Here is a 13,011-nt window from a genome sequence, read left to right on the forward strand (position 1 = left end):
AAGGTTTAGATAGAAACGAAGTTTTATCTCTGGCAAAAACAATGGAAGTGAAGTTTACAGTCTCAGGACCATCGATAGGTGGTGCAAAATCAGGAATAAATTTCGATCCACATGATCCACGAAAAAAAGGAGTTTTAGAACGTTGGTATGCTGCCGTTTCACCCTTGCTTAAGAGTTATTATGGCACAGGTGGAGATTTGAATGTTGATGAAATACATGAAGTTATTCCTATCACTGAAGAAAGTGGTGTGTGGCATCCGCAAGAAGGTGTATTTGAAGGACACTTTAAACCTACTCAAGCCGATAAAATAAATAGAATTGGTCAATTGAGACAGGGAGTAATTAAAGTAATAGAAAACCCAAAGTACTCACCTAATGTAGAACGTAAATATACGATAGCCGATATGATTACTGGCTATGGCGTTGCTGTTGCAGCAAAACACTTTTACGATATCAATGAGGATTCCATAAAAGGTAAGCGAGTAGTGGTTCAGGGCTTTGGTAATGTAGGCGCTGCAGCTGCCTTTTATTTTGCTCAGATGGGAGCCAGAATAGTTGGTATTATTGATAGAGTTGGTGGTCTAATTAATTCGGATGGATTTTCATTTAAAGAGATAACTGACTTATACCTGAATAAAAATGCAAATACTTTAATTTCAGAAAATCTTATTCCATTTGATGAAATAAATGAAAAAATATGGTCACTCCAAACCGAAGTTTTTGCACCATGTGCGGCATCTAGACTAATCACAAAAGATCAAATAGACCAAATGATTAACACAGGTCTAGAAGTGATCAGTTGTGGAGCCAATGTTCCTTTTGCTGATAAAGAAATATTCTTCGGTCCAATCATGGAGTACACTGATGAAAAGGTAAGTTTAATACCAGATTTTATTTCAAATTGTGGTATGGCAAGAGTTTTTGCTTATTTCATGGAGCGAAAAGTACAGATGACAGATGACGCTATTTTTAAAGATACGTCAAGAGTTATTAGAAAAGCTTTAAGAGAAGTTCAAAAAAATAATCCAACAAAAATTGGTGTTAGTGAAACCGCATTTGAGATTGCACTAAGACAATTAATATAAATAATATCTAATATGGAAACCGTTATAATTCTAGTTTTTGTGTTTGGCTATTTAGCTATAACACTAGAACATAATATTAAAATAGATAAATTAATTCCTGCTTTAGTGATGATGGCCATTAGTTGGGCTCTAATCTCTCTTGGAATCGATGATTTTTCTCAATGGTTTGATTCTGCTAAGCATAATTTAATGGACAATTTTGGAATGCTACCATATGAAGAGAAAATGCATTTAATGGAAGAAACCTTATTGCATCATTTAGGTAAAACTGCAGAAATATTAGTCTTTTTATTAGGTGCAATGACGATAGTAGAAATCATAGATTATTTTGATGGCTTCTCAACTATTAAGAACGCTGTAAATTTCAATAGTAGAAAGAAATTATTGTGGATGTTTTCCATTTTAGCTTTCATTCTTTCTGCCATAATAGATAATTTAACAGCGACTATTGTATTAATTTCTATACTGCAAAAAATTGTAAAAGAGAGAGATGTAAGAATTTGGTATGCCGGTCTTATTATAATTGCTGCTAATGCGGGTGGAGCATGGTCACCAATTGGTGATGTTACCACAACAATGTTATGGATTGGGGATAAAGTATCAACTGGAAAATTGTTTGTTTATCTATTCATTCCATCATTACTCTGTATGGTTGTGCCAACATTTATTGCCTCATTACTAAAACCTTTTAAAGGAGATTTAGAGTTACAAGCAGATGATAATAAACCAAAAAATAAGTTTAGTTCTACCATGCTATTTTTAGGACTTGGCGCTATTGTTTTTGTACCTATTTTTAAGGTAATTACACATTTACCACCTTACGTAGGTATGATGTTATCGCTAGGTGTTGTAGCAATTTTTGCTGAGATATACAGTAATTCTAAGTTCGCTATTTCTGCAACAAATGCTGAAGAGCACGATGCACATGCTAGTCACAGTCCTGTACATTATTCATTATCAAAAATAGAATTACCAAGTATTTTGTTTTTTCTAGGAATTTTGATGGCGGTAGGAGCCTTAGAATCGTTAGGTATATTATTTGGTTTTGCAGGTTCTTTACAAGAGAGTATGCCAATGATGGGAACGGAATTACATGGAGAAGGTGTGTCTGATTTAGTTGTACTTTTATTAGGTGTTGGGTCTGCAGTAATAGATAATGTACCATTAGTTGCAGCTAGTTTAGGAATGTTTTCAGAGCCTTTAGATAATGAGTTATGGCATTTTATAGCATATTCGGCAGGTACTGGCGGAAGCATGTTAATTATCGGATCAGCTGCTGGTGTAGTGGCTATGGGTATGGAGAAAATAGATTTTTTCTGGTACTTAAAGAAGATTTCATGGTTAGCCTTTATTGGATTTATTGCTGGTGCTGCTGCTTTTATGTTAACCAGAGCAGTATTTTAATATACTTAAGTAAAAAACTTAACGTTATAACTTACAGAAACTTTTAAACTTAAATCTTATTATATGATATTACTAAGTAATATTCAAGATGGCTCAGAAGTATTAGCGGAGGGAGAGTCAGTTGAGAAAACACTATCCATAATAGAGTTAATTACCAGCGGAGGAACGTCAGGGATCGTTATTATCCTAATTTTATTCTTACTATTAATTGTAGCCACATACATTTATTTTGAACGAATTTTTGCTATAAAAGCAGCTTCAAAAGTAGATTCTAATTTTATGAATCAAATCAAAGATCATGTCAGTAATGGTAAGATAGACTCTGCTCAGATGCTATGTGCTCAGCAAAACTCGCCAGTTTCAAGGTTAATTGAAAAAGGGATTACAAGAATAGGCAAACCTCTCGAAGATATAAATACAGCTATCGAAAATGCTGGTCGATTAGAAATTTACAGTCTAGAAAAGAATGTTAGTGTTTTAGCTACTATTTCTGGTGTGGCGCCAATGATTGGATTCTTAGGAACCGTAGTTGGTATGATACTCTCAATTTTTGAATTAGCCAACGCAGGAGGAACTATTCAAATGGATGTTTTAGCAAGTGGGTTATATACAGCCATGACAACTACTGTAGGAGGACTTATAGTAGGTATTATTGCCTATGTGGCATATAACCATATTGTGGTAAAGACTAATAAGGTGGTTCATCAAATGGAAGCTAACTCCACGGAATTTTTAGATCATTTAAACGAACCTATCTAATATGAACATTAGAGGACGAAACAAAGTAACAACAGAATTCAATATGGCATCAATGACCGATATTGTATTCTTGCTTTTAATCTTTTTTATGATTGCTTCAACCTTGGTGACCACTAATGCTATTGATATCATTTTACCTAAAGCAAGTGGAAAGACTGAGAATAAAAAGTCAACTGCAGTAAGTATCAAAAAAGATTTAACTTATTATATAGATCAGAAACGTGTTGGTGAGAGTGTTTTAGAAAGTCAGCTAATTTCAGTTTTATCGAAGAAAGAGTCACCAACTATCGTCTTAAGGGCAGAAAAATCCGTACCTGTAGAAAATGTAGTTAAGGTAATGGATATAGCAAATCGGAACAAATTCAAAGTGATATTAGCTGTAAAGCCAAATTAAACGCTATTATTTTTGAAACTATACTAATCAAAGTATAATTTAAGTGAAATATTTAGAGACCAAGCACGAACGTAACTCAGCAAGAATAACAGGGTTTATAGCCTTGATATTGCTATTACTACTTTTTGTGGTTGGGCCCCAATATATGGATCCACCAGAGGAATATGGTGTAGCAGTTAATTTTGGAACTACTGACTTTGGTAGTGGAAACAAACCACTTAGTGAACCTAGAAAAGCCGTTGAAGAAAAGGTAGTAGAAGAATCTCAACCTGAGGAAGCAGAATCAGAACCTACTGAAACAACTACAAAGGCTGAAAAGGTTATGACACAAGAAAATGCTGAAGCAATTGCAATTAAAAAACAAAAAGAAGCTGAAGCCAAAGCAAAGGCAGAAGCGGAACGTATAGAAAGTGAGAAGCGTGAAGCGGAAGAAAGAAGAAAACGAGAAGAAGAGGAAAAGACAAAAAAACTAGATGCCCTTATCGGAGGTGTTAAGGATGCTGACGGAAAGGATGATGGAGGTGATGGAGATGATGATAAAGCTGGTAATTCAGGTCAGCAAAATGGTGATCCTTATGCTCCTAGTCAATTTGGCCGCTCAGTACCTGGAAAAGGAGGAGTTGGTTTTGGTTTGGGAGGTCGAGGAAAAATTTCAAATAAAATATTTAATCAAGATTGCAACGAAGAGGGTCTTGTTGTGGTAGAAATTAGAGTTAATAGAAGTGGTAAGGTTATAAAAGCTACACCAGGAATTAAAGGTACTACAGGAACGAGTTGTTTGTTTGAAGCTGCGAGGAAAACCGCATTATCATTTAAATTTACACCTAATAACGATGCGCCAAATACGCAAGTTGGTTTTGTAAGTATTAACTTCGCTTTAGGTCAGTAATTGATGAATTATAAAGATACAGTCAATTGGATGTTTCAGCAGCTACCAATGTATCAAAACAAAGGTAAATCTGCATATAAAAAGGATTTGTCTAACACATTAAGGCTTACACAACGTTTAGGAAAACCACAAGATGGTTTTAAATCTATTCATGTTGCTGGTACAAATGGTAAAGGTTCTACGAGCCATATGTTAGCTTCTGTATTTCAAGAAGCTGGTTATAAAGTTGGTTTATACACTTCGCCACATTTAAAGGATTTCAGAGAGCGTATTCGGATTAACGGAATCGCAGTGAGCAAACATTTTGTTATTGGTTTTATAAAGCGTAATAAAGCATTTTTAGAAGCGAATAATTTGTCGTTTTTTGAAATGACTGTAGGTATGGCATTTGATTATTTTGCAAAACAAAAGGTTGATATTGCAGTTATAGAAGTTGGTCTAGGTGGACGATTAGATTCCACAAATATTATTACTCCAAAACTTTCTATAATTACTAATATTGGTTTTGATCATATGCAATTTCTAGGTGATACACTCGATAAAATTGCAGCTGAAAAAGCAGGAATTATAAAAGCCAATATTCCTGTTGTGATCGGAGAAACCCATGAAGAAACCAAAGAGATATTTAAAGTAAAAGCTAAAGAGGCGAATTCAAATATCTTATTTGCTGACAAATTAATAAGTGAGGTTTTTGAATCTGATTTAAAAGGAAGTTATCAAAAGCATAATATAAAAACGGTTATGCAGTCTGTTAAAGTATTGCAACAGTCTGGTTTTCAAATTTCTGAAACCCAATTAAAAAAAGGACTTCTAAATGTAGTTAAGAACACAGGTTTACAGGGAAGATGGCAGGTTATAGGTGAAAATCCAAAGATTATTTGCGATACAGCACATAATAAGGAAGGATTAACTTACGTGTTGGAGCAATTGCGGTCTGAAGTATTTGAAAAACTTCATATTGTTTTTGGTGTGGTTAATGATAAAGATTTAGATACTATTATCACTTTACTACCAAAACATGCTATTTATTACTTCTGTAAACCTAATGTACAACGCGGTTTAGATGCAAGAAAATTACAATCTATTTTTAGTAGGAATGGGTTAATGGGCACAACTTTTATTAGTGTTGAAGACGCATTAAATAAAGCCAAATCTAAAGCAACTGAAGACGATATAATTTATGTCGGAGGCAGTACTTTTGTAGTGGCTGAAATTATTTGATTTTTTTATAAAAATCCTTTTGAGATTTTAAAAACTAGTCTATATTTGCAGTCCTAATATTAGGGCGCGTAGCTCAGTTGGTTCAGAGCACTTGGTTTACACCCAAGGGGTCAGGGGTTCGAATCCCTTCGCGCCCACACCAATCACAATTCCGGTTTGATTTTCAAATCGGAATTTTTGTTTAAAAAAATTCTAGGATGAACTTTAGCTCATCAGAATTATAATTGCAGAAGTAGTTTCGCAATTGGGAAATTAAATCCTAAATATTTTTTAAAATGAAACTATATTGTCAAAAACGGGTCATTAACTCAGTTGGTTCAGAGTGTTACCTTGACAGGGTAGAAGTCACTGGTTCGAATCCAGTATGACCCACATCTTTTATAATCCCAATTTGTACTGCAAATTGGGATTATTGTTTAAAAAAGTAAGCCATAGTTTGAATTATTTTTAAAAAACAAAAATCTTGTAAAAGGCGAAAGCGCAATAGGATTGTAATTGCAGTAGTTGGTTTATCTTGGATTAGAAAGTTAATCAGGCATATAACTCACTATATTTTAGATGAATTCTAATATACGTTCTAGGGCCATTCCTCTAGATCCTTTAATAAGAATAGTAGAGTCTTTTAAGTCTAAAGACGAAAGAATAGGTTTTAAATCTTCAAAAGTAGTAAACTTATTTATTACGGCATTCGTTTGGGTTTCACAAAAGTTCTCACCAATCAAATAAATATTTTCATTGAAATTTTCTTGAACTAAATTAGTGATTGCCTGATGTTCTTGTTTTGCCTCATTTCCTAATTCAAACATATCACCTAAAAAAAGAAATTTTCGTTTTGCCTTTAATTGCTTTAGATTATTAATTGCTGCAACCATACTCGTTGGGTTCGCATTATAAGCATCAAGAATAATTTTTAGGCTTGCTTTTTCTATAATTTCAGACCGATTATTGTCTGGGCGATAATTTTCTATTGCTTTTTTGATATTTTTAGTTGAGATGTTAAAGTAATTACCAATGGTTACGGCAACGGCAATATTTCCGTAATTATAATCTCCAATGAGTTGACTTCTTATTATCTTATCATCAAAACGCAAAGAAACATAAGGATTAGCATTTATAAACTCTATAACAAAATCATTACTTTGTTTTTTACCAAATGTAATCGTGTTACCGTAATTACCAATCTGTGTTATTTGCTTCTCATCGTCTGTATTTATAAACGCAATTTTTTTATTAGCTTTAATGAAATCATATAATTCAGATTTACCTTTAATAACACCTTCGATACCTCCAAAGCCTTCAAGATGGGCTTTTCCAAAATTTGTAATTAAACCAAAATCTGGTTCTGTTATTTCTGAAAGAAATTGAATTTCTTTTTGATGATTGGCTCCCATTTCAACAATTCCAAAATCAAGACTTTCGGTGAAACTTAAAAGTGTTAGAGGTACACCAATATGATTGTTTAAGTTGCCTTTAGTTGCTTTTATATTATAGCTTGTAGATAACACAGAGGCAATGAGTTCTTTTGTGGTTGTTTTACCGTTGCTACCAGTTAATGCTATTATGGGAACTTTTATTTTATTTCTATGGAACGTGGCGAGTTGCTGAAGACTCTCTAAAACGTCATCCACTAAAATACATTTATCATTTAACAGAGCATTCTTATCATCCACTATGCAATATTTTGATCCTCCTTGTAAAGCTTGAGAAACAAATTTGTTTCCATCAAATTTTTCACCTTTAAGCGCAAAATACATACAATCTTGAGTTAGTTTTCTTGTATCTGTTGATGCTGCAGAACACGCTTTGAATTTTTGATATAAATCTTTAACTTCCATAGGCCTAAAATAAAAAAGTCCTGATAATTAAATCAGGACTTTTTTAAAATTTATTTCATATTATTAGTTACGTCTCTTACCACCTTTTTGTGACTTAGAGCCAACCCTAGATACTGCACATCTGAAACCAATATAGTCTGTTGCCATATCTTGAGGGAAGTAGCGTCGTTGAGCAGGATCTATCCAATACGCTCTATCTCTCCACGATCCACCTTTGAAAACTCTTACTTCATCATTAATTAATGAAGTTCTGTTATTTGATGTATCGTATTCTCTAACCATTTTCCCTTCAGTAGAATCAACTTCTACAGAATGCTTAGGTGAGTTATACATCTTACGAGTTTGGTTATTTCTCTCATCATCTACTTCAAAGTTCTCTCTGTAGTAGCGAGAAGATCTTTTGTCTCCATCTCTAAAGTTTCTGTTATCACTCTTATCGAATTGTGTTCTTAAATAAGTTTCGTTTTCGTCAACAGGGATTCTGGCTAATTCACCTGGTAAATCTCTTGCAACTATTTTTCCATTACTTAAAGTGTCGTATACAATTTCGTCTATAGTAACTACTTTTACAGTACCATCTTCATTAAGTGCTGTTTTTGTGTAAACATTACCTCTATAGTAGTTAAAGTCATTAAACTCGTCATCTACGATTGGTCTGTAGACATCAGCTACCCATTCTGCAACGTTACCTGCCATATCATATAAACCATAATCGTTAGGCTGATACGATTTAACTTCTGCTGTAATATCTGCACCATCATCAGACCATCCTGCGATTCCACCGTAATCACCTTTACCTTGCTTAAAGTTAGCCATTTGGTCACCACGGTTTACACGTTTTCCAGATCTGGTATATTGTCCATCCCAAGGATATTTTTTACGTCCTCTATATACATTGTAGCTACGTAATTCACTCATACCTAAAGCAGCGTATTCCCATTCAGCTTCAGTTGGTAGTCTATACTTTACAGGTATTAAGCCTGTTTCTCTGTTGGCATAAACGTTGATAGGATTCCCATCAGCATCCGTTTGTTGTTTACGTCTTCCTCCTTCTAAAACTTCAGTGTTTCCACCATAAGTCTGAGTTGGAGCATTTATATATGTATCAGTACTAAAAGTACTTTCTGCATTAACATCTGTATACTGAGCGTCTCTCTTTATATAACCTGCCTCTTGTAAAGACATTTCTGCTACTCTGTCAGTTCTCCAATTTGCATATTCAACAGCTTGTATCCAACTTACACCTACAACCGGGTAGTTTGCATAACCAGGATGACGTAAGTAGTTTTCAGTCATCATTTCGTTGTATCCTAATCTATTTCTCCATACTAATGTATCTGGTAATGCTCCTTTATATATTAGGGAATAATTTGGATCGTCTGGTGGATAAACATTTTTTAAATAATCTAAATAAAACAGATAATTTAAATTCGTTACCTCAGTTTCGTCCATATAAAAAGATTGCACATGCTGTTGGTTTGGAGTGTTATTCCAATCATGCATAGGATCGTCTTGTACTTTACCCATTGTGAATGTACCACCTTCTACAAAAGCAGTCCCGGGAGGAGTTTCTTGTTCTTTAAAGTCTGTGTTGTATTGAAAACCACCTTGTTTGTCATTGATTTTCCAACCAGTAGCACTATCTGTATTTCCTGAACTAGAGGATTTTTTACAGCTAACTATTGAGGCGCAAAGCATCAATGCTACTAAAAATTTTAGGTTTGAGACATTTTTCATATCCATACGTTTAAGTAAGCTCGTTAAATTTTAGATTCGCAATATAACAATTAAAGGCAAACTGACAACTTTTTTTTACGTCTAAATGCAAAAAAAAATGCATTTCATCCTTTTTTTTGAACACAATAACGGATTTTTGACCAGTTTATCGGTGTATTTTGCTCTTTAATAACGAGCATAAAAATAAATTATTGTTGTATTTTTGAAATAAAAATCAGATGCTTATAATAACCCTCTTTAGTTGGCGTTATTGTAATGTAATTTTACCAAAATTTATAGGTTAGTATAAATAAGGTGCATTTAGCTTAAAAATATTTAAATGAAAAATTGCTATACTATTTTACTTTTAACTGTAAGCTTATTTTGTTTTGGGCAACAAAAACGCTTCAATATTAAATGGAATGGAGTTAGAGTTTTAGAGACAACTTATGGAAAGAAGGAAGTTCCTGCTTTTGATGCTAAACATTTAGACTACAATGATAGTAAAGGTCTCACTTATTTTGTACAGTGGGATAGTAATGGTTTTGTGAATGAAAATAGTGCGGTCTTAACTAATATTACCTATGAGACCATTTCTTCGGCAGGATTAAAGGACTTAGATAGAAATCTCATTCCGTCTTCACCAGAATATAGATTCTTCAATACTAATGCCCGGGGAAAACAAGCATATTATTTAGAAGTGTCTCCTATTATAAAGGAAAATGGTAGTTTTAAACGAATTACAGGTTTTACTGTGCAATACGCTTCAGAATTAGGTAGAGCAGCAAATTTCACAAATAATGCTAATAACATAACAAATTCGGTTTTAAGCTCAGGAGAATGGTATAGATTTTATATCGATAAATCTGGTATTTTTCAATTAACAAAAAGTTTTTTGAGTAGTCTCGGTGTCAATACCAATTCTATAAATCCAAGAACTATAAAGGTTTTTGGTAATGGAGGACGTATGCTACCACTCAATAATTCTGCAAACTATCCTTTTGATGTTGTTGAAAATACAATTAAGATTGTAGGAGAAGAGGATGGCAGTTTCGATTCTAACGATTATATCTTGTTTTATGGAGAAGGTCCTACTACTTATAATCATGAGAGTGATACTAATGTTAATTTATATACGGATAAAACGTATTATTATATAAATATAAGTTCAGGCAATGGTAAGCGAATACAGCCTATGGCCACTTCAGACCTAGCTGCAGATTTTCAGGTAACAACATTTCAGGATTACCAGTTTTACGAAGTCGATGAATACAATTTAGCAAAATTAGGTAGACGATGGTTTGGCGATAAGTTTGATATTGAAAATCAACGGGAGTATGAGTTTGAGTTTCCTAATTTAATCACATCAGAGCCAGTCCAATTAAAAACCGCTATCGGGTCTGTAGCAGAGACATCTACAACTATGACTGTTAACGTAAACGGCTCTCAAATCACTAATCTTAATTTGCCTTCAGTAGATTTAAGTAGTTCTATTTTAGCGAGTGCAACAACGTTTAATAATTTTATAAACGTTTCATCTGACCTAATTACGGTTAATTTAGATTACGACAATTCAGGTAATCCAAGTGCAAGTGCATATTTAGATTACATAAACATAGAAGCAACTCGTCAATTAACTTATGCAGGCGATCAATTAGTATTTGAGAATGAAGATGTTAATTCTACTCCAGGCATTGCTGAGTACATTGTTACTAATACTGATGCTGTTAGGGAGATCTGGGATATTACAGATCGGTTCAATGTGACTAATCTTTTAAACTCAGATAATCAAAGTAATATTACTTATAAGGTGCAATCTGGTCTAGAACGAACTTACTTGGCTTTTTCAAATTCAGATTTCTTTCAACCTAAGAAAGATTCTAGAACAACAGTAGCAAATCAAAATTTAAAAGGAACTATTTTTAACAATAATCAAGGTCAGTTTGAAGATATAGACTATATAATAGTTACTCCAACAGAATTATTGTCTCAAGCTGAACGACTAGCTCAAATTAATAGAAATCAATATAACCTTAAGGTTAAAGTCGTTGAGCTTAGTAAAATATATAATGAGTTTAGTACAGGAAGCCAAGATATTGCTGCAATAAGAAATTTTGTTAGATATGTCTATCAAAATGCTAGTACACCATCAAATCGTCTAAGGTATTTGTGTTTATTCGGTGATGGCTCTTATGATTATAAAAATAGATTAAGAAATAATACCAACGTTGTGCCATCATGGTACTCCACGAATAGTTTTAGCTTAACTAATTCTTTTGTTTCAGACGATTTTTATGGAATGCTTGATGACAATGAAGGGTCAATGAGTAATGCTGATCGCTTAGATATTGCGATTGGGAGAATATTAGCTGAAGACATTCAACGAGCCAAGGAAATGGTAGATAAGATTGAATCTTATTATCAGGAAGAAGCTTATGGAAGTTGGAGAAATAATTTATTGTTAATCTCTGATGATGTAGATGTAGCTTGGGAAAGAATACTACAAGAAACCACAGACGATATAGGGACTTCTGTAGAACAAGGTAAGCCCTTTATTAATGTAGTAAAAATTCATACTGACGCGTTTCAGCAGGAATCATCTGCTGCAGGAGACCGTTATCCAAAAGTGAACAAAGCCATTAAAGATGCCATTGAAGTTGGAGCTTTAGTTGTAAATTATTTTGGACATGGTGGTGAAGACGGTTTAGCTAAAGAGCGAATATTCGACAAGCTAGATGCGCAGGATATAAACAACGTTTGTAAATACAACCTTTTTGTAACGGTTACATGTGAGTATACCAAGTTTGATGATCCTAATAGAGAAACCGCTGGTGAATTTACTTTTTGGAATAAAAATGGTGGTGCTATAGCATTAATAACAACTACAAGACAAATATTTGTAACTGTAGGTGTTTCTTACAACGAAGTTTTAGATGATTATATGTTCGCTTTTGGATCTGACGATTATCCATCTGCAGCAGAAGCTTTAAGATTAACTAAAACAGATAATAGTATAGCGGGTATAACTCAGAAAAGACTAGTCTTTTTTATTGGTGATCCAGCAATGAAATTAGCATTTCCAGATCCAGATATTAGATTGACTAAAGTTAATGACGTACAAGTAACACAACCAATAGATACCTTAAAAGCATTAAGTTACACAAAATTGGCTGGTGAAGTTACTGATAGAAACGGAAACCTACTTTCTAACTATAACGGAACATTAACAGCAACAGTTTTTGATAAACCTATCCAAAGACAGACGTTAGCAAATGATAATGTTATTGATAATGGTCAAACCATTATATTAGATTATACAACTTTAGGAGAAGTTATATTTAAGGGACAGGCATCGATAGAGAATGGTGAATTTGAGTTTGATTTTATTGTACCTAGAGATATAGGCATTCCTGTCGGCAACGGTAAGGTTAGTTTTTATGCACAGACAAATAGTCCTTTATCCGATCAGGCTGGTGCTAATTTCGATGTAAAGATTGGTGGAATAAATGAAAATGCACCAGAGGATAATATTGGTCCTGTTATTAATTTATTCATGAATGACGAAAACTTCGTTTCAGGGGGAATAACGAATGAGTCACCCACGTTGCTAGCTAAGCTTCAAGATGAAAATGGTATAAATACAGCAAGTGGAATTGGACATGATATTACAGCAATTATTGATGGAGATGAAGCGAACCCAATAGTTTT

General features: G+C 33.7%; 9 protein-coding genes and 2 tRNA genes. 9 read left to right on the forward strand and 2 right to left on the reverse strand.

Annotated features, from left to right (window positions below; all coding sequences use genetic code 11):
- The 8 genes from ACTG3Y_RS11940 to ACTG3Y_RS11975 all read left to right on the forward strand — a co-directional run.
- A partial coding sequence (locus ACTG3Y_RS11940) for a Glu/Leu/Phe/Val dehydrogenase dimerization domain-containing protein (RefSeq protein WP_439153153.1) occupies window positions 1-1,085 on the forward strand: 1,085 nt, incomplete at its 5' end.
- Between the two features lie 12 nt (window positions 1,086-1,097).
- The gene (gene nhaD / locus ACTG3Y_RS11945) at window positions 1,098-2,489 is read left to right on the forward strand and encodes a sodium:proton antiporter NhaD (protein WP_439153154.1); all 1,392 of its coding nucleotides are present in this window, start codon (window positions 1,098-1,100) and stop codon (window positions 2,487-2,489) included.
- A gap of 63 nt (window positions 2,490-2,552) precedes the next feature.
- Window positions 2,553-3,248, forward strand: a complete 696-nt coding sequence (locus tag ACTG3Y_RS11950) for a MotA/TolQ/ExbB proton channel family protein (RefSeq protein ID WP_439153155.1) — start codon at window positions 2,553-2,555, stop codon at window positions 3,246-3,248.
- Window position 3,249: 1 nt separating this feature from the next.
- Window positions 3,250-3,642 carry an ExbD/TolR family protein gene (locus ACTG3Y_RS11955; protein WP_439153156.1) on the forward strand — a complete coding sequence of 131 codons (393 nt, stop codon included), beginning with the start codon at window positions 3,250-3,252 and terminating at the stop codon, window positions 3,640-3,642.
- Window positions 3,643-3,685: 43 nt separating this feature from the next.
- Window positions 3,686-4,531: an energy transducer TonB gene (locus ACTG3Y_RS11960; RefSeq protein WP_439153157.1), complete on the forward strand. Its 846-nt coding sequence runs from the start codon at window positions 3,686-3,688 to the stop codon at window positions 4,529-4,531.
- A gap of 3 nt (window positions 4,532-4,534) precedes the next feature.
- On the forward strand, window positions 4,535-5,752 hold the full coding sequence (locus tag ACTG3Y_RS11965) for a bifunctional folylpolyglutamate synthase/dihydrofolate synthase (protein WP_439153158.1): 1,218 nt from the start codon (window positions 4,535-4,537) through the stop codon (window positions 5,750-5,752).
- Window positions 5,753-5,814: 62 nt separating this feature from the next.
- Window positions 5,815-5,889 (forward strand) — tRNA-Val (locus ACTG3Y_RS11970).
- A gap of 160 nt (window positions 5,890-6,049) precedes the next feature.
- Window positions 6,050-6,124, forward strand: a tRNA-Val gene (locus tag ACTG3Y_RS11975).
- Window positions 6,125-6,306: 182 nt separating this feature from the next.
- On the opposite strand, the gene ACTG3Y_RS11980 is transcribed toward ACTG3Y_RS11975, so the two are convergent.
- Window positions 6,307-7,587, reverse strand: coding sequence for a UDP-N-acetylmuramoyl-tripeptide--D-alanyl-D-alanine ligase (locus ACTG3Y_RS11980; protein ID WP_439153159.1), 1,281 nt, complete (start codon window positions 7,585-7,587; stop codon window positions 6,307-6,309).
- Between the two features lie 63 nt (window positions 7,588-7,650).
- Entirely contained in the window at window positions 7,651-9,330 is a 1,680-nt protein-coding gene (gene gldJ / locus ACTG3Y_RS11985) for a gliding motility lipoprotein GldJ (RefSeq protein WP_439153160.1), read from the reverse strand.
- A 313-nt stretch (window positions 9,331-9,643) separates the two neighbouring features.
- Between gldJ and porU the strand changes: the two genes are divergently transcribed.
- A partial coding sequence (gene porU / locus ACTG3Y_RS11990; RefSeq protein ID WP_439153161.1) for a type IX secretion system sortase PorU occupies window positions 9,644-13,011 on the forward strand: 3,368 nt, incomplete at its 3' end.

Source organism: Winogradskyella sp., assembly GCF_965656915.1.
GTDB lineage: Bacteria > Bacteroidota > Bacteroidia > Flavobacteriales > Flavobacteriaceae > Winogradskyella.

Excerpts from the sequence above, each read along its gene's own strand:
- nhaD (WP_439153154.1), top strand. The coding sequence starts at position 1,098 with ATGGAAACCGTTATAATTCTAGTTTTTGTGTTTGGCTATTTAGCTATA.
- ACTG3Y_RS11950 (WP_439153155.1), top strand. The coding sequence starts at position 2,553 with ATGATATTACTAAGTAATATTCAAGATGGCTCAGAAGTATTAGCGGAG.
- ACTG3Y_RS11955 (WP_439153156.1), top strand. The coding sequence starts at position 3,250 with ATGAACATTAGAGGACGAAACAAAGTAACAACAGAATTCAATATGGCA.
- ACTG3Y_RS11965 (WP_439153158.1), top strand. The coding sequence starts at position 4,535 with ATGAATTATAAAGATACAGTCAATTGGATGTTTCAGCAGCTACCAATG.
- ACTG3Y_RS11980 (WP_439153159.1), bottom strand. The coding sequence starts at position 7,587 with ATGGAAGTTAAAGATTTATATCAAAAATTCAAAGCGTGTTCTGCAGCA.
- gldJ (WP_439153160.1), bottom strand. The coding sequence starts at position 9,330 with ATGGATATGAAAAATGTCTCAAACCTAAAATTTTTAGTAGCATTGATG.